The 22,538-nt window shown below is 72.4% G+C and carries 16 protein-coding genes and 1 riboswitch; of the genes, 10 read left to right on the forward strand and 6 right to left on the reverse strand.

Features of this window, described 5'->3' with window-relative positions:
• Nucleotides 1-105: 105 nt before the first annotated feature.
• Complete coding sequence (locus JK364_RS20940; protein ID WP_201852669.1) at nucleotides 106-936, forward strand: S1 family peptidase; 831 nt, start codon at nucleotides 106-108, stop codon at nucleotides 934-936.
• 213 nt (nucleotides 937-1,149) lie between these two features.
• Here JK364_RS20940 and JK364_RS20945 read toward each other — a convergent pair whose 3' ends face one another.
• Nucleotides 1,150-1,380 (reverse strand): DUF7455 domain-containing protein, encoded by a 231-nt coding sequence (locus tag JK364_RS20945; RefSeq protein ID WP_037964812.1) that lies wholly within the window; start codon nucleotides 1,378-1,380, stop codon nucleotides 1,150-1,152.
• A 441-nt stretch (nucleotides 1,381-1,821) separates the two neighbouring features.
• Between JK364_RS20945 and JK364_RS20950 the strand changes: the two genes are divergently transcribed.
• The 3 genes from JK364_RS20950 (at nucleotide 1,822) to JK364_RS20960 (ending at nucleotide 6,222) form a co-directional block, all read left to right on the forward strand.
• Nucleotides 1,822-3,945 carry a DNA gyrase/topoisomerase IV subunit B gene (locus tag JK364_RS20950; protein WP_201852670.1) on the forward strand — a complete coding sequence of 708 codons (2,124 nt, stop codon included), beginning with the start codon at nucleotides 1,822-1,824 and terminating at the stop codon, nucleotides 3,943-3,945.
• A 220-nt stretch (nucleotides 3,946-4,165) separates the two neighbouring features.
• The gene (locus JK364_RS20955; RefSeq protein ID WP_201852671.1) at nucleotides 4,166-4,618 is read left to right on the forward strand and encodes a DUF485 domain-containing protein; all 453 of its coding nucleotides are present in this window, start codon (nucleotides 4,166-4,168) and stop codon (nucleotides 4,616-4,618) included.
• A complete protein-coding gene (locus JK364_RS20960; RefSeq protein WP_201852672.1) occupies nucleotides 4,615-6,222 on the forward strand; it encodes a monocarboxylic acid transporter in 1,608 nt (535 codons plus the stop codon). The genes JK364_RS20955 and JK364_RS20960 overlap by 4 nt, the downstream gene beginning before the upstream one ends.
• A gap of 13 nt (nucleotides 6,223-6,235) precedes the next feature.
• Here JK364_RS20960 and JK364_RS20965 read toward each other — a convergent pair whose 3' ends face one another.
• From JK364_RS20965 to JK364_RS20975, 3 genes are all read right to left on the reverse strand, one after another.
• On the reverse strand, nucleotides 6,236-6,946 hold the full coding sequence (locus JK364_RS20965) for a response regulator (protein WP_201852673.1): 711 nt from the start codon (nucleotides 6,944-6,946) through the stop codon (nucleotides 6,236-6,238).
• Nucleotides 6,943-8,613, reverse strand: a complete 1,671-nt coding sequence (locus JK364_RS20970; protein WP_201852674.1) for an ATP-binding protein — start codon at nucleotides 8,611-8,613, stop codon at nucleotides 6,943-6,945. Before JK364_RS20970 ends, JK364_RS20965 begins: the two co-directional genes overlap by 4 nt.
• Nucleotides 8,614-8,778: 165 nt before the next feature.
• Nucleotides 8,779-9,783 carry a ferredoxin family protein gene (locus JK364_RS20975; RefSeq protein ID WP_201852675.1) on the reverse strand — a complete coding sequence of 335 codons (1,005 nt, stop codon included), beginning with the start codon at nucleotides 9,781-9,783 and terminating at the stop codon, nucleotides 8,779-8,781.
• Between the two features lie 289 nt (nucleotides 9,784-10,072).
• On the opposite strand from JK364_RS20975, the gene JK364_RS20980 reads away from it, so the two are divergent.
• Nucleotides 10,073-10,399 (forward strand): tetratricopeptide repeat protein, encoded by a 327-nt coding sequence (locus tag JK364_RS20980; protein WP_230992283.1) that lies wholly within the window; start codon nucleotides 10,073-10,075, stop codon nucleotides 10,397-10,399.
• Between the two features lie 629 nt (nucleotides 10,400-11,028).
• Here JK364_RS20980 and JK364_RS20985 read toward each other — a convergent pair.
• On the reverse strand, nucleotides 11,029-13,482 hold the full coding sequence (locus JK364_RS20985; protein WP_201852677.1) for a DNA gyrase/topoisomerase IV subunit A: 2,454 nt from the start codon (nucleotides 13,480-13,482) through the stop codon (nucleotides 11,029-11,031).
• A gap of 315 nt (nucleotides 13,483-13,797) precedes the next feature.
• Here JK364_RS20985 and JK364_RS20990 point away from each other — a divergent pair, with 315 nt between their 5' ends.
• From JK364_RS20990 to JK364_RS21005, 4 genes are all read left to right on the forward strand, one after another.
• The gene (locus tag JK364_RS20990; RefSeq protein WP_201852678.1) at nucleotides 13,798-15,168 is read left to right on the forward strand and encodes a M16 family metallopeptidase; all 1,371 of its coding nucleotides are present in this window, start codon (nucleotides 13,798-13,800) and stop codon (nucleotides 15,166-15,168) included.
• Between the two features lie 20 nt (nucleotides 15,169-15,188).
• Nucleotides 15,189-16,571 (forward strand): M16 family metallopeptidase, encoded by a 1,383-nt coding sequence (locus tag JK364_RS20995; protein ID WP_201852911.1) that lies wholly within the window; start codon nucleotides 15,189-15,191, stop codon nucleotides 16,569-16,571.
• 306 nt (nucleotides 16,572-16,877) lie between these two features.
• Nucleotides 16,878-17,042: riboswitch (cyclic di-AMP (ydaO/yuaA leader) on the forward strand.
• A gap of 14 nt (nucleotides 17,043-17,056) precedes the next feature.
• Nucleotides 17,057-17,851: a M23 family metallopeptidase gene (locus JK364_RS21000; protein ID WP_201852679.1), complete on the forward strand. Its 795-nt coding sequence runs from the start codon at nucleotides 17,057-17,059 to the stop codon at nucleotides 17,849-17,851.
• Nucleotides 17,852-18,094: 243 nt separating this feature from the next.
• The gene (locus JK364_RS21005; protein ID WP_201852680.1) at nucleotides 18,095-18,850 is read left to right on the forward strand and encodes a GntR family transcriptional regulator; all 756 of its coding nucleotides are present in this window, start codon (nucleotides 18,095-18,097) and stop codon (nucleotides 18,848-18,850) included.
• A gap of 155 nt (nucleotides 18,851-19,005) precedes the next feature.
• On the opposite strand, the gene JK364_RS21010 is transcribed toward JK364_RS21005, so the two are convergent.
• Nucleotides 19,006-19,287, reverse strand: a complete 282-nt coding sequence (locus tag JK364_RS21010) for an HPr family phosphocarrier protein (RefSeq protein ID WP_137979878.1) — start codon at nucleotides 19,285-19,287, stop codon at nucleotides 19,006-19,008.
• Nucleotides 19,288-19,476: 189 nt separating this feature from the next.
• Here JK364_RS21010 and JK364_RS21015 point away from each other — a divergent pair, with 189 nt between their 5' ends.
• Nucleotides 19,477-22,482, forward strand: a complete 3,006-nt coding sequence (locus JK364_RS21015; protein ID WP_201852681.1) for a bifunctional acetate--CoA ligase family protein/GNAT family N-acetyltransferase — start codon at nucleotides 19,477-19,479, stop codon at nucleotides 22,480-22,482.
• The last annotated feature ends 56 nt before the right edge of the window (nucleotides 22,483-22,538 follow it).

A 22,538-nucleotide genomic window follows, 5' to 3' on the forward strand; every position in this document is an offset into this window, starting at 1 on the left:
GGTCTCCCTGGTGTCCTGTTCCCCGCTTGGCCCACTCGGGATGCGCTTCGCGACGGAGGGGGTAACGCTGAGTATGCGTCTTGCTCCGTATGGTCAGGAGGCCGCATGCCCAGGTCGCCCCGCTCGCTCCTCATCGCCCCGGCGGTGCCGCTGGCCGCCGCGCTCGCGATAGTGCTCACCGCGCCCGCCCCGGCGACGGCCGACCGGGTGGTGATCGGCGGGCATCCGGCCCGTACGGTCGAGGCGCCCTGGGCGGTGGCCGTGGCCAGCCGTGAGCTCTTCGGCGAGAAGCGGTCGGGCCAGTTCTGCGGCGGGGCGGTGGTGGGCCCCACAACGGTCGTCACGGCGGCCCACTGTCTGAGCCGTGGGGTGCTCGGCAAGGACTGGCGCGAGGTACGGGACCTGAAGGTGATCATCGGCCGCAACGACCTGCGGAAGAAGGACGGGGTGGAGTACCCGCCGGCGCGGGTGTGGGTCAATCCGGCCTACGAGGGCGACAACCGGGCCGGGGACATCGCGGTGCTCACCCTGGGGGTCGCGGTGCCCGCGGCCTACTCCATCCGCATGGCGGGCACCGGCGACCAGGCGTACCGGCCGGGTGAGCGGGCCGCGGTGTACGGCTGGGGCGATACGGAGGGCGATGGCACCTATGCCTCGTCGCTGCGCACCGCGACGGTCCGGGTGCTGGCCGACAGCGTCTGCAAGAGCGCCTATCCGGGCAACGCGGAGGGGGACTACGACCCGCGCTCCATGGTCTGCGCCGGGCTGCCGGACGGGGGCCGGGACGCCTGTCAGGGGGACAGCGGAGGGCCTCTGGTGGTCCGGGGGCAGCTGGTGGGCCTGGTGTCCTGGGGGAGTGGATGCGCCGTGGCGGGGCGGCCCGGCGTCTACACGAGGATCTCCTCGGTGGCCGGCCTGGTGGCCGCCCATGACTGACGCGGAGGCCGAGGGCGCCTGTGGAAGGGCCTGGAAGGGGTCCTGGAGCGAGCTCCGCGGGGCCGTTGGGTCATGCCGAAGGACTGCCCCCGGGGCATGCCGGAAGTGCGGAAAGACCCACGGTACGAGCGTGGGCGGCCGCCCCGCTCAGGGGGCAGACCGCCCGGAATCCGGCCCTGGGCCGGCGTCGCTCGTCGTCGTGGGTATGAGGCGTCAGCGTTCGTCTTCGGACGCGGACGCCGGAACGGCCGTGAGTCGCTCGGTCTCGTCCTGTATTTCCGCGGCGATCTTCTTGAGTTCCGGCTCGAACTTGCGCCCGTGGTGGGCACAGAAGAGCAGTTCACCACCGCTGATCAGCACGACGCGCAGGTACGCCTGGGCGCCGCAGCGATCGCAGCGGTCAGCGGCCGTCAACGGGCTCGCGGGGGTCAGAACAGTAGTCACGTCGCCTCTTCTCTAGCTCGACGAGCTGTCGTACCAGGGTCAACATCCAACCAGCCTGAAATCGTTCCCGCTCGTGGCTTTTTCCCAAAAGTTGCTTCTGAGTAGGCCGGATGGTGACGTTTGGCGGCGAATGAGCCGTATTGCCTAGCTTTGATGCTTCGCGTCGATTGTCTGGTTTGCCCTCCCGGCCGGGTTGCCGGTTGTGAATGAGGACGTGCCCGGAGCCTAAATGGTTCATGCCTGAAAGGGAACGTGATCTGTGCGGCACCGCCGTGAGCTATCGAACGTACGAGCGAAACGGTGGCCGGTGCGACTAGCATGGACGTTTCAACGGGTGGCGGCACAAAGGCTCTATCAAGCCTCGGTACGCTCTGTCGGGCGACCGTGCCACCATCGTGCCCATAGCCGGGCCAACAAGAAATTCAGCGAGGAGCGAACCGCGTGACCGCCGACACGTCCGTGCCGTCCACTGCGCTGCTGACCGGAGCAGACCGGGGCGGCGGTAACTACACCGCGCGGCACCTTCTCGTCCTCGAGGGGCTCGAGGCGGTGCGCAAGCGCCCCGGCATGTATATCGGCTCCACCGACAGCCGTGGTCTCATGCACTGCCTCTGGGAGATCATCGACAACTCGGTGGACGAAGCCCTGGGCGGCTTCTGCGATCACATCGACGTGATCCTCCACGACGACGGATCCGTGGAGGTGCGGGACAACGGCCGGGGGATCCCGGTGGACATCGAGCCCAAGACGGGGCTGTCCGGCGTCGAGCTCGTGATGACCAAGCTGCACGCCGGCGGAAAGTTCGGCGGCGGCGCGTACGCGGCCTCCGGCGGCCTGCACGGCGTCGGCGCCTCCGTGGTGAACGCGCTGTCCGCCCGCCTCGACGTGGAGGTGGACCTCGGCGGCAAGACCCACGCGATCAGCTTCCGCCGCGGCGTCCCCGGGATCTTCACCGAATCCGGGCCGGACGCCCCGTTCGACCCGTCCAGCGGCCTCCTCAAGGGCAAGAGGGTTCCCAAGACCCGCACCGGCACCCGCACCCGTTACTGGGCGGACCGCCAGATTTTCCTCAAGGACGCCAAGCTCTCCGTGGAGACGCTGTACGCGCGCGCCCGGCAGACCGCGTTCCTGGTGCCGGGGCTCACCCTGGTGGTCCGGGACGAGCGGGGTCTGGAGGGGCAGGAGGGGCCGGTCGAGGAGACCTTCCGGTACGACGGGGGGATCAGCGAGTTCTGCGAGTACCTCGCCCAGGACAAGGCCGTCTGCGATGTGCTGCGGCTGTCCGGGGAGGGCACCTTCAAGGAGACCGTGCCGGTCCTCGACGAGCGCGGCCACATGACCCCGTCCGAGGTCTCCCGCGAGCTGGGCGTCGACATCGCGCTGCGCTGGGGGACCGGCTACGACACGACGGTCAAGTCCTTCGTCAACATCATCGCCACCCCCAAGGGCGGCACTCATGTCTCCGGCTTCGAGCGCTCGATCGCCAAGACGGTGAACGAGGCGCTGCGCGCCACCAAGCTGCTGCGGGTCGCCGAGGACGACGTCGTCAAGGACGACGCCATGGAGGGCCTGACGGCGGTGGTGACCGTAAGGCTGGCGGAGCCGCAGTTCGAGGGCCAGACCAAGGAGGTGCTGGGCACCTCGGCGGCCTCCCGCATCGTGGCCAATGTGGTCGCCAAGGAACTCAAGGCGTTCCTGACCTCCTCCAAGCGGGACGACAAGCAGCAGGCCCGCGCCATCCTGGAGAAGGTCGTGGCCGCGGCCCGTACGCGCATCGCGGCCCGTCAGCACAAGGAGGCGCAGCGCCGTAAGACCGCGCTGGAGTCCTCCTCGCTGCCCGCGAAGCTGGCCGACTGCCGCAGCGACGACGTGGACCGCAGCGAGCTGTTCATCGTCGAGGGCGACTCTGCGCTCGGTACGGCCAAGCTCGCCCGGAACTCCGAGTTCCAGGCGCTGCTGCCGATCCGCGGCAAGATCCTCAACACCCAGAAGTCGTCCGTCTCGGACATGCTCAAGAACGCCGAGTGCGGCGCGATCATCCAGGTCATAGGGGCGGGTTCGGGCCGGACCTTCGACATCGACCAGGCGCGCTACGGCAAGGTGATCTTCCTCGCCGACGCCGATGTCGACGGCGCCCACATCCGCTGTCTGCTGCTGACCCTCTTCCAGCGCTATATGCGGCCGATGGTCGAGCAAGGGCGGGTCTTCTCGGCGGTGCCGCCGCTGCACCGGGTGGAGCTGGTGAACCCCAAGCGGGGGCAGAGCAAGTACCTCTACACCTACTCCGACCAGGAGCTCCAGGCGACGCTGCTGGACCTCCAGCGCCGGGAGGTCCGCTACAAGGACGGCATCCAGCGTTACAAGGGTCTCGGTGAGATGGACGCCGACCAGCTCGCGGAGACCACGATGGACCCGCGCCACCGCACACTGCGGCGCATCAACATCAGCGACCTGGAGGCCGCCGAGCGCGCCTTCGACCTGCTCATGGGCAATGAGGTCGCGCCCCGTAAGGAGTTCATCACCAACTCGGCGGCGACCCTGGACCGGTCGCGCATCGACGTCTGACGCCCGGCCCCTCGGCAGGGCCGGTCCGGCGGGGTCTCCCATCCGGGGGACCCCGCCGGCGTTTCCCCGTGCTGCCCGCTTTTGTCGTGCCGTTTCCGGGGCGTTCATCACCTGAGTCACCTGATGGGGTGAAGGTCCGGTATTGAAGGGCTCTGGATCTTTCTGATCTGCACATCCTTGGCCACGCGGCGAATGCCGCAGTGAACAAGGAGTGTTCGGGGTGGACATGCACAACGCGCGCGACACGGGAGCGGCGCGGCTGGAGGACCCGTGGTACGACGCGCTCGCTTCCGGCTGGGGTGAGGCGGACGACACGGAGGGCGAACCCAGACGCGCGCGTCCGCCCGCCGCCCAGGCGGTCTACACGGAGGTGCACGGCAGCGCCGCCTTCCAGGAGGTGCGCCGGCGCTACTGCCGGTTCGTGTTCCCCGCGGCCGCCGCGTTCCTCATCTGGTACCTCGCGTATGTCGTCGCGGCCACCACCGCACCCCGGCTGATGGCCCGCCCGGTCGTGGGCACGCTCAATGTGGCGATGGTCGCGGGGCTCGCGCAGTTCGCCACCACCTTCCTGCTGACCTGGGCGTACGCCCGGCACGCACGGCTGCGCCGGGACCGGGTCGCGCTCGAACTCCGCTGGGTGACGCAGGAGATGATGCGGGGGCACGGGCGGTGACCGGCGATCAGCAGAGCCTGGCGCTGCTGCTCTTCGGCGTCTTCGTGGCGGCCACCTTGGCCATCACCACCTGGGCGGGGCGCCGGCGGCACGGCTCGCCGGAGGAGTTCTACGCGGGCGGGCGGCTGTTCTCCCCGATGGAGAACGGCTTCGCCATCGCCGGTGACTACATGTCCGCCGCGTCCTTCCTCGGGATCTCCGGCCTGATCGCGCTCTTCGGCTACGACGGGGTGCTGTACTGCGTGGGCTTCTTCGTGGCCTGGCTGGTGGTCCTGCTGCTGGTGGCCGAACTGGTCCGCAACTGCGGCCGGTTCACCCTGGCCGATGTGCTGGCCGCCCGGATGCGGGAGCGCCGGGTCCGGATCGCCGCGGGCATCTCCTCGGTCACGGTCTGCGTGCTCTATCTCGTGGCCCAGATGGTCGGCGCGGGCAGTCTGGTCGCCCTGCTGCTCGGGGAGACGGGCGGCCGCGCCCGCGCCTGGACGGTGATCGGCGTGGGCACCCTGATGGTGGTCTTCGTGGCGCTCGGCGGGATGCGCGCCACGACCTGGATCCAGATCGTGAAGGCCGGGCTGCTGTTGGGCGGGGCGATCGCGCTGACCGCCCTGGTCCTCGTCCGCTTCCGCGGCGATCTCGACACCCTGCTCAGCACCGCGGCGCGCAACAGCGGCCACGGCGTGGACTTCCTCGCCCCCGGGCTCAAGTACGGCGGCGACTGGACCGCCCGGCTGGACTTCGTGAGCCTCGGCCTCGCCCTGGTGCTGGGCACCGCCGGGCTGCCGCACATCCTGTCGCGCTTCTACACCGTGCCCACCGCCCGGGCCGCCCGCCGCTCGGTGATCTGGTCCATCTGGCTGATCGGCGGCTTCTACCTGATGACGATCGTGCTCGGCTTCGGCGCGGCCGCCGTGCTGGGCACCGATGCCGTACGGACCTCCAACGCGGCCGGGAACACGGCCGTTCCGCTGCTCGCGCTCGACCTCGGCGGCGGCGCCGGATCGACCGGGGGCACGGTGCTGTTCGCGGTCGTCGCCGCGATCGCCTTCGCCACCATCCTGGCCGTCGTCGCCGGGCTCACCCTCGCCTCCTCGGCCTCCGTCGCCCATGACCTCTACTCCTCGCTGAGCAGGCGGGTAGGCCGCACCCCGCGTGGCGAGGTGGTGGTCGCGCGGATCGCCGCGGTGGGGATCGGGGCGGCCGCGATCGGTCTGGGGCTGCTCGCCGAGGACCTCAATGTGGCGTTCCTGGTGGGGCTCGCGTTCGCCGCCGCCGCGTCGGCGAACCTTCCGGTGCTGCTGTACTCGCTGTTCTGGCGGCGGTTCACCGCGCGCGGCGCGGTCTGGTCGGTCTACGGGGGGCTGCTTCCGGCGGTGGTGCTGGTGGTGCTGTCCCCGGTGGTCTCCGGCGGCCCGGACGCGATCTTCTCCGGGGTGGACTTCCACCTCTTCCCGCTCCAGAACCCGGGGCTGGTCTCGGTGCCCCTCGGGTTCCTCGCGGGCTGGTTCGGGACGGTCACCTCACCGGCCCCGGCGGACGTGCCCGGCCATGCCGCCCAGCACGCCGAGACGGAGGTGCGGGCCCTCACCGGGGCGGGAGCGGCCTGAGGCGGGGGAGGGCTCAGACCCAGTCGTAGCGGTGCTCGGGGCGGCCGGTCTCGCCGTATTTGAGGCTGAGCCGCACCCGGCCCGTGCGCTCCAGCAGCTTCAGATAGCGCTGTGCGGTCTGTCTGCTGAGCGAGGAGCGCTCGGCCACCTCCTGCGCCGACAGCGGGCCCTCCGCGCCCCGCAACACCTCCCGTACGAGATCGGCGGTGAGCGCCGAATGGCCCTTGGGCAGCTCCGCGGGGCCGGCCGAGGCGCCGCCCAGGGCGCCGAAGATCCGGTCCACCTGGTCCTGCCCGGCCTCGCCGTCGCCCTCCAGGGCGCGGCGCAGCGCCGCGTACCCCTCCAGCTTGGCGCGCAGCCCTGCGAAGGTGAACGGCTTGACCAGGTACTGCAGCGCGCCATGGCGCATCGCCGCCTGGACGGTCGTGATGTCGCGGGCCGCGGTCACCATGATGATGTCGGTGTGGTGGCCGAGCTGCCGCAGCCGCCGCACCAGCGACAGCCCCGTCTCGTCCGGCAGATAGTGGTCGAGCAGCACCAGGTCGACGTGGGCGCCCTGGGGGTCCTCCAGGAAGGCCAGCGCCTCGGCGGCGGTGTGCGCCTGCCCGGCGACGCGGAATCCGGCCACCTTGCCGACGTACGCGGCGTTGACCCGGGCCACCCGGACGTCGTCGTCCACGACCAGCACCTCCAGGGGCCCGCCCGGTCCGGTTCCAAGGGTCATCGTGGCTCTCCTGTCGCGGTCAGCGGGGCCCCGGCCGGCTGTTCGGCCAGCGCCTCGGGGAGGACGACGGTGAACTCCGCGCCCCCGCCCTCACGGTCGGACACGCGGACGCTGCCGCCCTGGCGTTCGGCGAGACGGCGGACCAGCGCGAGCCCTATGCCGCGCTTGCCGTGCGCGGGCGGCTCCTTGGTCGACCAGCCCTCGGTGAAGACCACGTCGCGCCGGTCGGCGGGGATCCCGGGTCCGGTGTCGGAGACCCGCAGCAGCACCGTACGGTCGTCGGCGCACAGCGCCACCTCGACCCGCGGCTCCGGCGAACCGACCGCCGCGTCCAGGGCGTTGTCGATGAGATTGCCGACGATCGTCACCACCCCCGGTGGGTCCACCAGCCGGTTGGGCAGCAGGCTGTCCTCGGCGACGGACAGCGAGACGCCGCGTTCGGTGGCGACCGTGGCCTTGCCGACCAGCAGGGAGGCCAGCAGCGGATCGTGCACCCGCTCGGTGACCTGCTCGGCGGTGGCCCGGTGCACCCCGATCGCCTCGGTGATGAACTCCATCGCCTCGTCGTGCAGTTCGAGTTCGATCAGGCCGAGGAGGGTGTGCATATGGTTGGCGTGCTCATGGTCCTGGGCCCGCAGGGCGTCGATCAGGCCCCGGGTGCCGTCCAGCTCGCGGCCCAGCCGCTCCAGCTCGGTGCGGTCACGCAGGGTGACCACCGCACCGCCGTCGTCCGTGGGCATCCGGTTGGCGACCAGCACCCGGCCGCCGCTGACGGTCAGCAGATCGGCGCCGGTGACCCGCCCGGACAGCACATCCGTCGTACGGCCCGGGGACAGCACTGCCTCCAGGGACTGCCCGGTGTCCTCGGGGCGCAGATCCAGCAGCCGCTGCGCCTCGTCGTTGATCAGCCGGATGCGGCCGTGGGCGTCGAGGGCGACGACGCCTTCCCGGATGCCGTGCAGCATCGCCTCGCGCTCGGCGAGCAGTGCCGAGATATCGGAGAACGCCAGGTCATGGGTGCGCCGCTGGAGCCGGCGGGAGACCACATACGCGGCCAGGGCGCCGACCGCGAGCGCTCCGCCCGCGTAGGCGAGCATCTCCGGGACCGCGGCGACGAGCCGGGCACGCACGCTCTCGTAGGAGATGCCCACGGAGACGGCGCCCACGATATGGCCGTCCCCGGCGCGCAGGGGGACCTTGCCGCGGGCCGACCGGCCGAGGGTGCCGTCGTCGATCTCCATGACCTCCCGGCCCTCGAGGGCGTCGGTGGGGTCGGTGGAGACATGCTTCCCTATCTCGTCCGGGGAGGTGTGGGACCAGCGCACCCCGCGCCGGTCCATGATCACGACATATTCGGCGCCGGTCGCCCGGCGGATGCGCTCCGCCTCGGTCTGCACCGGCCCGCCGGGGGCGGGCCGGGTGTGCTGGAGCGCCTCGGCCATCCGGGGCTCGGCGGCCGTGGTCTGGGCGATGGCGAGGGCGCGGCGCATGGCCTGGTCGTCGAGGTGGTCGCTGAGCGGCGCGAGGAAGAGGCCGGTCGCGAGCACGGTGACACCCGTGGCGATGGCCAGCTGCATCAGCAGGACCTGGGAGAAGACGCGTCGGGGCCAGCCGATGCGCCACCTTGTGGCCGTGGCTGCCGGCCCCGGCGGTATCGCGGCGCTCATGGCAACGAAGGGTAACCAAGGACGGGTGGGAGGGACCGGGGCAGGACCCGGGGAGGGGGCCGGGAGCGGCGGTCTCCCGGGTGCTACGGGGGCGGGCGCGGGGTTACGGGAGCGGGAGCGGGGTTACGGGAGCGGGAGCGGGCTTACGGGAGCGGGCCCTGGGCGTCAGAGGCGTCCGGCGGCCATCGCCCGTACGCCGTGTGCGGGCCGATGGGCGGTCCGGATCCCGAGGACCTCCATCCGGGCCGGGGAGCCCAGGGGGAAGCCGCAGCTCTCCGGCCGCGGCGGCGCCGCGGCGAGCTGCGCGACGCTCACCCGCCAGGCCCGGCCGTCGCGGTGCGCGACGGTCACGGACCGGACCGGGGCCTCGCCCTCGGTCCGTACGACGGTCAGCGCGTCGGCTCCGTCCTCGCCGGTCAGCTCGCGGACGGCCAGCTCCGCCGCCTGGCCGGGGCGCTCCCAGGCGGATCGGCCGCGGCAGCCGTCGGTGACCACCCGGCCGTCGCGCAGCGCCTCGATGACGTCCTTGACGCCCTGCGCGGTGGCCCTGCCGTAGGCGTAGCCGTGCGGCAGCACGACGAGGGTGGGGGAGAAGCGGTGGCCGCCGATATGGGTGATCTCCCAGGTGCTGTGCACCCCGGAGGCGGCCAGCTCACCGGCCAGCGGTCGGCCGAGGAGGGCACAGCAGCGGTCGCGCTTGCCGTTGGTGCACACCAGCACCAGCGGATCGCCGGTGTACTTCTCCCAGGTGCCGGGGTCAGCGGCGGGGTCATGGGGTTCGTGGGGCGTGTGCGGCCGCAGGGTGAGCCCGTCGGGGTCGCCCGCGCCCAGCGCGGCGAAGTCCAGGCCGAGCAGGCGGCCGGGGTCGTCCAGGGCGGTGGTGCGGATCCAGGAGCGGCCCGGCCGGGTGTGGGCCACGAACACCCGGTGCCGGGCGCCGGTGTGCAGATCGGCGTGGCGGCCGGGGCGGCGGATGAGCGCGACCCGTACGCCGGTGCCCTCGGCGGCGCGCTCCAGGGCGCGCCCTACGGCCGGGTCGAGGCGGCTGGCGGTGAGGGCCTCGGTGCCCCAGGGCCCGGGCTGTTCCACCAGCAGCCAGGTGGAGGCGGTGGCCGCCGTCCCGGCGAGCGGCTCGGACAGGTCGCGGGAGGCGGTCGCGCACGTGCTCACGAAGGTAAGCCTAACCTCTCTTGATCGAGAGCGCTCGCCGGGGCGTGCGTACGCGCCGGAGCCGTGGTGGAGGGACGAACGACCGGAGCCGGACGGCGCCTCATCGGCCCCGGGCGGCGGAGCGCGGCAGTCCGTATTCCGCCGGGTACTCGCCGTTCCATGGGGTGGGAGCAGGCGGGAAAATGGCGCCCAGGGGGCGGAGGGGGTGGATATGGGTGGGTTTTGGGCGCGGTGGCGCGGCCGCCGGGGGAGACGCGGGGCGCGCTCGCTGGATCCCGGGCTGAGGGCCATGGTGAGGGCGGCCTACGACGAGGGGCGGCCGATTCCCGAACCGCTCGCCCGTAAGGCGGCCGAGGCCGGTGATCCGCGGGGAATGACCGTCTACGGCATCGGGCTGGGGCAGCGGGGCGCGTACGCCGAGGCGGTCCACTGGCTCGGTAAGGCCGCCGAGACGGGGGATCTCTCGGCCATGGTGGTGCTCGGCACCGTCCACCTGGACCGCGGTGAGCTGGGCGAGGCGGAGCGGCACTTTCAGCGGGCGGCGGACCGCGGCCACGACGGGGCGCGCCTCGCCCTCCGCCAGATGCGCGCCCGGCGCAATGGCAGCGGCCACTGAATCGTTCGCCGGGCCTTCCGCCGTGCGGGGGCTGCCTTCACGGGGCGCCCGGCCGCGCACAGCGGGCCCAGCCGGGGGAGCCTGGTGCGGTCGCGCGCACGGCGGAGGATCGGCCCTGTCCTGGGCAGGGCGGGCGTACTCGGGCTCCTGCGGCCTGCGGTGCGGCGGCGAGGGGCCGTGCCGGGCGCCGGAAGCGGGGCGGTCGTCACGTCGGGTATGCCGGGCCCTGGCGAGCCGTGCCGCGCGGGGCGGGGAGCGGGGGCGGCGCGTGTGCGCGGACGGGCCCGAGAGGCGTGAGCGGTGCCTGTGCCGCCCGTGAACGGCACCTTGCCAGGGACGGCGAGGGGCGCGGGAACGGCACGGTGCCCGGGAACGGCAAGGTGCTCGGGAACGGCACGGTGCCCGGGAACGGCGAGGGGCGCGGCACCCTCGCGGTGCCGCGCCCCTGCGCGCTCATCCTGCTGCCCGGGCCAGACCCGGGCCGTCCGGCCGTGCGGGCCAGAGCCGGGTCGTCCGGGTGTCCGGGCCAGAGCCGGGTCGTCCGGCTGTCCGGGCCAGACTCCTGCCCGACCTGCCCGTCCGGCCAGACCAGCCCGTCCTGGCTACACCGGCTACACCGGCCGTCCCGGCTACACCGGGCCCGCCACCACCGTCACCGGCTTGGCGAGCGGTTCGCCCGAGCCGTCGCGGCGCGGGTCGATCTCCGGCAGGGCCACCGGGGCGCCGTTCGCCCCCGCCGCGCGGGCTGGGACCGTGCCCGCCCAGGCCATGACCAGGCAGTCCTCGCCCTTCAGGAACCGCTGGCAGCGCACCCCGCCCGTGGCCCGGCCCTTGCGCGGGTACTGGTCGAAGGGGGTGAGCTTGGCCGACTGCTGCACCGAGTCGTCGAGCGTGCCGCTGGCGCCCGCGACCGTGAAGACCACCGCGTCGCTCGCCGGGTCGACGGCCGTGAACGCGATCACCTTGGCGCCTGAGCCGAGCTTGACGCCCGCCATACCGCCCGCGGCGCGCCCCTGCGGCCGCACCTGACTGGCCGCGTAGCGCAGCAGCTGGGCGTCGTCGGTGATGAAGACCAGGTCCTCCTCGCCGGTGGACAGTTCCACGGCGCCCACGATCCGGTCGCCCTCCTTGAGGCCGATGACCTCCAACTCGTCCTTGTTGGCGGGGTAGTCGGGGACCACGCGCTTGACGACGCCCTGCTCCGTGCCGATCGCGAGCCCCGGTGAGGACTCGTCCAGGGTGGTGAGGCAGATCAGCTCCTCGTCGTCCTCCAGCGAGAGGAACTCGGCGATGGGTGCCCCGCCCGACAGATTCGGGGGTGCGGCCGACTCCGGGAGGATCGGGAGGTCGACCACCGAGAGCCGCAGCAGCCGCCCGGTGGAGGTCACCGCCCCCACGGAGCCGCGGGCCGTGGCCGGGACCGCGGAGATGATCACATCGTGCTTGGCGCGCTTGGCCTTCCCCTCGACCGGGAACGGCTCGCCGTTGGCGGTACGGGCCAGCAGCCCGGTGGAGGACAGCAGCACCCGGCAGGGGTCGTCCGCGACCTCCAGCGGCACCGCGGTCACCGGCGCGTTCGACGACTCGAGCAGCACCGTGCGGCGCGGGGTGGTGAACTTCTTGGCCACCGCGGCCAGTTCGGAGGAGACCAGCTTGCGCAGCTCGGCGTCGGAGTCGAGGATCCGGGTGAGCTCCTCGATCTCGGCGTTGAGCCGGTCGCGCTCCGACTCCAGCTCCAGCCGGTCGAACTTGGTCAGCCGGCGCAGCGGGGTGTCCAGGATGTACTGCGTCTGGATGTCGGAGAGGCCGAAGCGCTCGATGAGGGACGCCTTGGCCTCCGCCGCGTTCTCGCTCTGCCGGATGAGGCGGATGACCTCGTCGATGTCGAGCAGGGCCACCAGCAGACCCTCGACCAGGTGCAGCCGGTTCCGCCGCTTGGTGCGCCGGAACTCGCTGCGCCGCCGGACCACGTCGAAGCGGTGGTCGAGGTAGACCTCCAGCAGCTCCTTCAGGCCCAGCGTGAGCGGCTGGCCGTCCACCAGCGCCACGTTGTTGATGCCGAAGGACTCCTCCATCGGCGTGAGCTTGTAGAGCTGCTCCAGCACGGCCTCGGGGTTGAAGCCGTTCTTGATCTCGATGACCAGCCGCAGCCCGTGCTCACGGTCGGTGAGGTCCTTGACGTCCGCGATGCCCTGGAGCCTCTTCGCGCCGACCAGGTCCTTGATCTTGGAGATGACCTTCTCGGGCCCCACCGCGAAGGGCAGCTCGGTGACGATGAGGCCCTTACGGCGGGCCGTCACGTCCTCCACGGCCACCGTGGCGCGGATCTTGAAGGTGCCGCGGCCCGTCTCGTACGCGTCCCGGATGCCGCTCATGCCCACGATCCGGCCGCCGGTGGGCAGGTCGGGTCCCGGCACATGCCGCATCAGCGTGTCGAGGTCCGCGCCCGGGTGCCTGATCAGATGGCGGGCGGCGGCGATGACCTCGCCCAGGTTGTGCGGCGGCATATTGGTGGCCATGCCGACCGCGATCCCGGACGTGCCGTTGACCAGCAGGTTCGGATAGGCGGCGGGGAGGGTGACCGGCTCCTGCTCACTGCCGTCGTAGTTCGGGGAGAAGTCGACCGTGTCCTCGTCGATCGACTCGGTCATCAGCGAGGTCGCCGACGCCATCCGGCACTCGGTGTACCGCATCGCGGCCGGCGGGTCGTCGTTGCCCAGCGAGCCGAAGTTCCCGTGGCCGTCGACCATCGGCAGGCGCATGGAGAACGGCTGCGCCATGCGCACCAGCGCGTCGTAGATCGACGCGTCGCCGTGCGGGTGGAGCTTTCCCATCACCTCGCCGACGACGCGGGCGCACTTCACATAGGAGCGCTCGGGGCGCAGGCCCATGTCGTTCATCTGGTAGAGGATGCGGCGGTGCACGGGCTTGAGCCCGTCTCGGGCGTCGGGCAGCGCGCGCGAGTAGATGACCGAATAGGCGTACTCGAGGTAGGAGCCCTGCATCTCGTCGACGACGTCGATGTCGAGGATGCGCTCCTCGAAGTCGTCCGGCGGCGGGGTCTTCGTGCGGCGGCGGGCCATCGCGCTTGGGGCTCCTTCAACTGCCGATGCGGGATCTGACGCGGACCATTGTGGCCCGGCGCACCGACAAGTGTGGAACGGCCCGGGGCGCTCGCGACCGGGGCGGGCCCCGGAACCGCGTCCGGCGGTACCGCCCGAAGCCCCCTCGAAGGGGTCCGGATCCGGCGCCGGAGGGCTCGCCGAAACGGTTCGGGACAGCTCGGCGGGACGGGAGTGGACCGGAACTTCGCCAGATGTCCGTCCCCTTGCATACAGTGACAGAAGCGCTGCGCATGCGGCTGGCACGCGCTCCATCACGCGATCGAAGGGACGTACATGCCCATGGGTCACACGGCCACGCAGCAGGCCGGCTCCGGCGGCTTGAAAGCGACTGAGCACCGCCTGGCCAATGGCCTGCGCGTGGTGCTCTCCGAGGACCATCTGACCCCGGTCGCCGCGGTCTGTCTGTGGTACGACGTCGGCTCGCGCCATGAGGTCAAGGGGCGCACCGGCCTGGCGCACCTCTTCGAGCACCTGATGTTCCAGGGCTCGGCGCAGGTCACCGGCAACGGCCACTTCGAGCTGGTGCAGGGCGCCGGCGGCTCGCTCAACGGCACGACCAGCTTCGAGCGCACCAACTATTTCGAGACCATGCCCGCCCACCAGGTCGAGCTCGCCCTGTGGCTGGAGGCGGACCGGATGGGGTCCCTCCTGACCGCGCTGGACGAGGAGAGCCTGGAGAACCAGCGCGACGTCGTCAAGAACGAGCGCCGCCAGCGGTACGACAACGTCCCGTACGGCACCGCCTTCGAGAAGCTCGTCGCCATGGCGTACCCCGAGGGCCACCCGTACCACCACACCCCGATCGGCTCCATGGCCGACCTGGACGCGGCCTCCCTGGAGGACGCGCGGGAGTTCTTCCGCACCTACTACGCCCCCAACAACGCCGTGCTGTCGATCGTCGGCGACATCGACCCCGAGCAGACGCTCGCCTGGATCGAGAAGTACTTCGGCTCCATCCCGTCCCACGAGGGCAAGCGGCCGCCCCGTGACGGCACGCTCCCGGAGGTGATCGGCGGTCAGCTGCGCGAGGTCGTGGAGGAGGAGGTCCCGGCCCGCGCCCTGATGGCCGCCTACCGGCTGCCGCACGACGGCACCCGTGAGTCCGACGCCGTCGACCTGGCGCTGACCGTCCTCGGCGGCGGCGAGTCCTCCCGGCTCCACAACCGGCTGGTGCGCCGTGACCGCACCGCCGTGGCCGCCGGGTTCGGCCTGCTGCGGCTGTCGGGCGCCCCCTCGCTGGGCTGGCTGGACGTGAAGGCCTCCGGCGGGGTCGAGGTGCCCGCCATCGAGACCGCCGTCGACGAGGAGCTGGCCCGCTTCGCCGAGGAGGGGCCGACCCCGCAGGAGATGGAGCGCGCGCAGGCGCAGATCGAGCGCGAGTGGCTGGACCGGCTGGCCACGGTCGGCGGCCGGGCCGACGAGCTCTGCCGTTACGCGGTGCTCTTCGGCGACCCGCAGCTGGCGCTGACCGCCGTGGAGCGGGTGCTCGACATCAGCCCCGAGGAGGTGCGGGCCGTGGCCGCGGCGCGGCTGCGTCCCGACAACCGCGCCGTGCTGGTCTACGAGCCCGTCCAGGGCGCCGAGGACGCAGCCGACACCGCCGAAGCCGCCGAGACCGACGCAGAAGGGGAGGCGGCCCAGTGAGCGACGCCGTCACCGCGACCATGACCTTCCACCCGCAGCCCAAGGGCGGCACCCCCAGGCCGTGGGCGTTCCCGGCCCCCGAGCGCGGTGAGCTGCCCAACGGCCTCACCGTGCTGCGCTGCCACCGCCCCGGCCAGCAGGTCGTCGCCGTCGAGATCAACCTGGAGGCGCCGCTGGACGCCGAGCCGGCCGGGCTCGAAGGCGTCGCCACGATCATGGCGCGCGCCCTGTCGGAGGGCACCGACAAGCACGACGCCGAGGAGTTCGCCGCCGAGCTCGAGCGCTGCGGCGCCACGCTGGACGCCCACGCCGACCACGCCGGCGTCCGCGTCTCCCTGGAGGTCCCGGCCTCCCGGCTGCCCAAGGCGCTCGGTCTGCTGGCCGACGCGCTGCGCGCCCCCGCCTTCCCGGACGGCGAGGTCGAGCGGCTGGTGCGCAACCGGCTGGACGAGATCCCCCATGAGCTGGCCAACCCGGCCCGCCGCGCCTCCATGGCCCTCGCCGCGGAGCTCTTCCCGGCCGAGTCGCGGATGTCCCGGCCGCGCCAGGGCACCCAGGAGACCATCGAGGGCATCGACGCCGCGGCCGTGCGGGCCTTCTACGAGGCGCATCTGCGCCCCTCCACCGCCACCGCCGTCATCGTGGGCGACCTCGGCGGCGTCGACCTGGACCGGGCGCTCGCGGACACCCTCGGCGCCTGGACGGGCGGGGCGGGCGCGCCGCGCACGGCTCCTCCGATCGTCGCGGACGACACCGGCCGTGTGGTGATCGTCGACCGGCCGGGCGCGGTGCAGACCCAGCTGCTCATCGGGCGGGTGGGCGCCGACCGCCACGACCGGGTCTGGCCCGCGCAGGTGCTCGGCACGTACTGCATGGGCGGCACCCTCACCTCCCGTCTCGACCGGGTGCTGCGCGAGGAGAAGGGTTACACCTACGGGGTGCGCGCCTTCGGCCAGGTGCTGCGCTCCGGGCCCCCGTCGCCCGCGGGCGGCTCCTCGGGCGCCTCGATGCTGGCGATCAGCGGCTCGGTGGCCACCGAGGTCACCGGCCCCGCGCTGGACGACCTCTGGAAGGTGCTGCGCACGCTGAAGGAGGAGGGGCTGACCGACGACGAGCGCGATGTCGCGGTGCAGAACCTGGTGGGCGTCGCCCCGTTGAAGTACGAGACGGCGGCGTCCGTCGCGAACACCCTCGCCGATCAGGTCGAGCAGCATCTTCCGGACGACTTCCAGGCGCAGTTGTACGCCCGTCTGGCGGAGACCGGCACGGTGGAGGCCACCGCCGCGGTGGTGAGCGCCTTCCCGGCGGACCGGCTGGTCACGGTGCTGGTCGGGGACGCCTCGGCGATCGAGGAGCCGGTCCGCGCGCTGGGCATCGGCGAGGTGCGCGTCATCGCCAACTGAGCCGATGAGAGTTGGCCGGATCCGTTCGAGGAACCGACGGTCCGGCCGGCTCACTGACAGTCAGGCAGGCGGCCCGGCGGACGTCCGGTCCATGAGCCGACAGCGGAAGGACCCCGGCCCCGAAAGGGTGCCGGGGTCCTCTCGTAAGGGGGCCGGGGTCCTTCCGACATGACCGATTTATGGGATTGCCTGCTTGTTTGGTTTGTGGGGAGAGCAACAAAAAACCGGAACCGTTTGGTGATCGAAAGCGCACCCGTTTAGCGTCAGTCCGGCTGTTCGCCAGCGACCCGCCGCACCCGCGGCACCGGACAGTCATCGCCGAGTCCCCGTACGGCGCAAGCCAGGGGAGCCGGGGACCCAACACGTCCCCAGGGGTGAATCGGGCGCCTTCCCCGGCCGGGGGAGGGGTCTGTAGGAGACCTTCCTGCTCCGAACCCGTCAGCTAACCCGGTAGGCGAGAAGGAAGGAAAGGAGTGCGCCTCAGTATGGCGTCCACCCGCACTGCCACCGGGAAACACCGCCGCACCAGCAAGGTCAACATCCGCACGGGCGCGAACGTCGTGGGCATCACGACCGTCGCCTCGGGTGTGGTCGCCGGGATCACCGGACAGGCGTTCGCGGCCGACGGGGGCTCCAGTCCCCAGCAGACCGGTCTGACCCAGGCGATCGTGATCGGCGATGGGATCGCGGACCACATCGAGGCCCAGGCGCAGTCCCAGGAGACCGCCGCCGAACAGGCCGCCGCCAAGGCCAAGGCAGAGGCGATCGCCCGCCAGGAGGCCGCCAGAAAGGCGGAGGCCGCGGCGAAGAAGGCCAAGGCCGAGCGCGAGGCCAAGGAGCGCGCGGCGCGCGAGGCCGAGCGCAAGCGCCTGAACACCTTCGTGTCGCCGGTCAGCGGCTCCTACGTCTCCACCGGCTACGAGGCGGCCAGCGGGCTGTGGTCCTCCGGCAGCCACACCGGCATCGACTTCCACGCCTCCACCGGCACCACGGTGCACTCCGTGGGCATGGGCGAGATCGTCGAGGCGGGCTGGGGCGGCTCCTACGGCAACAATGTCGTCATCAAGATGAACGACGGCACGTACACCCAGTACGGCCACCTGTCGTCGATCAGCGTCTCGGTCGGCCAGAAAGTCACCCCCGGCCAGCAGATCGGCCTGTCGGGCGCCACCGGCAACGTCACCGGACCGCATCTGCACTTCGAGGCCCGCACCAGCGCGGACTACGGCTCGGACATGGACCCCCTGTCGTACCTGCGCACCCACGGCGTCAACGTCTGACCCGTCGCGCGTCCGACGCGAACGCCGCGCGGTCTCACGATCCCGGGATCCCGGGAGACTTCCGAGAAGGCCCCGTCCGCCGGACGGGGCCTTCGGCGTGCCCCGCCCGCTGACCAAAAAATAACCATGAAATGCTTCCCGCCATCGGAAATGGCGTCCGTGTGGAATAGAGTCGTTCAACGCGCATTCCATGGCCGCGTTTCGCGGGCGTTAAGGCGGAGGTTCGACAATGCGGGACCGTAAGTGAGCGGGGATACGAGCGCGGTCCAGGGCGGTCGCCGGATTTCGGCACACGCGGTCTGCGCGGCGATTCGCGACGACATCGTCTCCGGCGCGTATCAGCCCGGCAGCCGCCTCACCGAGGAACTGCTCGCCCGGCGCTACGGCGTCTCCCGGGTGCCGGTCCGCGAGGCCCTGCGCACCCTGGAGTCGGAGGGCTTCGTGACGACCCGGCGGCACGCGGGGGCCTGCGTCGCCCAGCCCTCCGAGCGCGAGGCGGCCGATCTGCTGGACATCCGCGCGCTGCTGGAGCCGCTGGGCGCCGCGCGGGCCGCACAGCGCCGCACCGAGGCCCATCTGAAGGTGCTGCGCGGACTGGTCCGGCTCGGCCGGGAGCGGGCCCATGGCGGTCAGCTCGGTGAACTGCGGCCGCTGGGCGACTGGTTCCACGAGACGCTCGCCCAGGCGTCCGGCAGCCCGAGCCTGGCCGCGCTGCTCGTCCAGCTGCGCCGTAAGACCGCGTGGGTGTACGCGGCCGCTCCCGGGCCGCGGCCCGCGCCGCCCGAGGGCGCCGCGCGCCCCGACCCGGCAGCGCGGGCCGTGGAGTCCTGGGCGGAGCACGGCGCGCTGGTGGACGCGGTGGCGCGCGGCGACGCCGACCGTGCGCGGGCGCTCGCCACGACGCACACCGAGCGCGCGCTGTCGGAATACCGACTGCGCCGCCCGATTCCGGTGAGGACTTCGAAACATTCCGTCAACACGGCGAGCGGCCGGAATTAACAGAACTCCCGTATACAACTCCTGGGAATTCTGTGTGCGGCAACAGAAAAACGGCGGGGCCGCGGTGACCATTACGGCCACCGCGGCCCCGCCGTGCCGAATCCCTGAAATCGCCCGGGAATCACCCGGGAATTCCGGACGGGACTCGCCCGGGGTCAGACGGTCTCGGGAAGCTCCTCGAGGCCCTCCGCCACCAGCTTCGCCAGACGGTCGAGCGCGACCTCGGCGTCGTCCGCGTCGGAAGCGAGGACGACCTCCTCGCCGCCCTGGGCGCCCAGGCCGAGCACGGCCAGCATGGACGCGGCGTTGACCGGGGTGCCGTCGCCCTTGGCGATCGTGATGGGGACGCCGGAGGCGGTGGCCGCCCGGACGAAGATCGACGCGGGGCGGGCGTGCAGGCCCTCGGCCCAGCCGATGGTGACGCGGCGCTCAGCCATGGTGTTGCCCTTCAGGTGTGACGGGTGCTGTTGTCTAGACCAAAATCATACGGTGTCCGGATTCACCCGAACGATGTCCGAGTGAGCCCGGCCATGCCCGGACTGGCCCGATACGGACCTTCCCCGACACTCGGCCCCGACGCAAGGGTGTCCACCATCCGGACCGGGCGGGCCCGTACCCTGGCTCCCATGCGGAGCCCGTCGGACCATCACGCCTACCCGACCCACTGGGAAGCCGATGTGGTGCTCCGGGACGGCGGTACGGCACAGATCCGTCCCATCACCACGGATGACGCCCAGCGGCTGGTCAGCTTCTACGAGCGGGTCTCGGACGAGTCGAAGTACTACCGCTTCTTCGCGCCCTACCCCCGTCTCTCCGATCGCGATGTCCACCGCTTCACCCACCACGACTACGTCGACCGGGTGGGCCTGGCGGCCATCGTGGGGGATGAGTTCATCGCCACCGTTCGGTACGACCGCATCGACAGCCGAGGGATGCCCGCCGCGGCCCCCGCCGACGAGGCCGAGGTCGCCTTCCTCGTCCAGGACGCCCACCAGGGCCGCGGGGTGGCCTCCGCGCTCCTCGAACACATCGCCGCCGTGGCGCGCGAACGGGGCATCCGGCGGTTCGCCGCCGAGGTGCTGCCCGCCAACAACAAGATGATCAAGGTGTTCACGGACGCGGGCTACACCCAGAAGCGCAGCTTCGAGGACGGGGTCGTCCGCCTCGAGTTCGACCTCGAACCCACCGACCGCTCCCTGGCCGTCATGCGCGCCCGCGAGCAGCGGGCCGAGGCCCGGTCCGTCCAGCGGCTGCTCGCGCCCGGCTCCGTGGCCGTCATCGGCACCAGCCGCACGCCCGGCGGCGTCGGCCGCACCGTGCTGCGCAACCTCCTGGACGGCGGCTTCACCGGGCGCGTCCACGCCGTCAACCACGCCTTCCCCGACGACATGGCGCGCCTGGAGCCCGAGGGCGTCCCGGCCCACCGCTCGCTGCGCGCCATAGAGGAGCCCGTGGACCTGGCCGTCGTCGCCGTCCCCGCCGAGCGGGTGCCCGCCGTCGTGGCCGAATGCGGCGACCACGGCGTCCAGGGGCTCGTCGTGCTCTCCGCCGGATACGCCGAGAGCGGGGGCGAGGGCCGCGACCGGCAGCGGGACCTGGTCCGCCAGGCCCGGTCCTACGGCATGCGCGTCATCGGCCCCAACGCCTTCGGCGTCATCAACACCGCCGACGGCGTCCGGCTGAACGCCTCCCTGTCCCCACAGCTGCCCAACCCCGGCCGGCTGGGCCTGTTCACCCAGTCCGGGGCGATCGGCATCGCCCTGCTGTCCGGGCTGAACCGGCGCGGCGCCGGGCTGGCGAGCCTCGCCGGGATCGCGGGGATATCGACCTTCGTGTCCGCCGGGAACCGCGCCGACGTCTCGGGCAACGACCTGCTCCAGTACTGGTACGACGATCCGCTGACCGACGTCGTCCTGATGTACCTGGAGTCGATCGGCAACCCCCGCAAGTTCACCCGGCTCGCCAGGCGCACCGCCGCCGTCAAACCGGTGGTCGTCGTCAAGGGCGCCCGCCACACCGGCAGCGCCCCCACCGGCCATGCCGTGCCCACCACCCGGATCCCGGACGCCACCGTCTCCGATCTGCTGCGGCAGGCGGGCGTCATCCGGGTCGACACCGTGACCGAACTCGCCGACACCGGGGTGCTGCTCGCCTCCCAGCCGCTGCCCGCCGGTTCGCGCGTCGCGATCCTCGGCAACTCCGAGTCGCTCGGCCTGATCACCTACGACGCCTGCCTCACCGAGGAACTCCGCCCGCTGCCGCCCCGCGACCTGACCACGGACGCCACCCCGGACGACTTCCGGCGCGCCCTGACCGAGGCCCTCGCCGACGACACCTGCGACGCCGTGGTCGTCACCGCCATCCCCTGGGTCGGCGACGGCAGTGCTCAGGCCCTCGCCGCGGCCGTAAGGGAGGCGGCGCAGGCTCCCGGGCCGGGTCCGGCCAAGCCGGTGGCGGTGGTCCACCTGGAGATCCAGGAGCTCGCGCAGGCCCTGGCCGGCACCGGCGGCGAGCCCGCCCCGGGCACCCGCCGGATCCCCGCCTACCCCGCCGCCGAGCGGGCCGTGCGCGCGCTCGCCGAGGCCGTACGGTACGCGCGCTGGCGGGAGGAGGCCGCCGAGCCCGGGCGGGTGCCGCAGTACGACGACATCGACGAGGCGGGCGCGGCGGCCGACATCCAGGTGCTGCTCGCCCCGGCCGACGGTCCGGGCGGCGACGGCACCGGAGCCGATACCGGCGCCGGCCCGGGTGCCCGAGCCGGCGCCGGCCCGGGTGCCGGAACCGGCCATGACGCGGGCGTCGGTACCGGTCATGACGCGGGCGTCGGTACCGGCCATGACGCGGGCGTCGGTACCGGCCATGACGTGGCCGTCGGGCTCGGCCATGACGTGGCCGTCGGGATCGGCGAAGCCACGAGCGGCGGGGCCTTCGACGGCACGGGCCCCGGCGTCGAACTGTCCGCCGCCGACACCCAGCGCCTCCTGGCCCGCTACGGCGTCAGCGTGCTGCCCGCCCTCCCCGCGCCCGACCCCGACGCCGCCGTAAGGGCCGCCGAGCGGCTCGGCTTCCCGGTCGCGCTCAAGCCCACCGCCTCCCATCTGCGCCACCGCGCCGACCTGGGCGGGGTGCGGCTGGAGCTGGGCGGCGAGACGGAACTGCGCCGGGCCTACGCCGAGTTGACCGACTATCTGGGCCGTCCCGAGGAGCTGGGGCTGGTCGTCCAGCGGATGGCACCGCGCGGCGTGGACACCGTCGTACGCGCCGCCATCGACCCCGCCGCCGGGGCCGTGCTCTCCTTCGGGCTCGCGGGCGCCCCGTCCGAACTGCTCGGCGACACCGCCCACGGCCTCGTCCCCGTCACCGGCCAGGACGCCGCCGAGCTGATCCGGTCCATCCGGACCGCGCCGCTGCTGTTCGGCTGGCGCGGCTCCAAGCCGGTGGACACCGCGGCCCTCGAGGAACTGCTGCTGAGGGTGTCCCGCCTGGTGGACGACCACCCCGAGATGGTCGCCGTCGATCTCGAACCCGTCGTCGTCGCCCAGCACGGCCTGTCCGTGCTCGGCGCCTCGGCGCGGCTCGCCCCGCCGCCCCCTCGCACCGACCTCGGCCCCCGCCACATGCCCGCCTACTGAGCCGCCTACTGAGCCGCCCGCCGGGCCGTCTGCCGGGGCGTCCGAACCTCGGCGTG

This window comes from Streptomyces endocoffeicus (assembly GCF_016741935.1).
In the GTDB taxonomy this organism is placed as follows: Bacteria; Actinomycetota; Actinomycetes; order Streptomycetales; family Streptomycetaceae; genus Streptomyces; species Streptomyces endocoffeicus.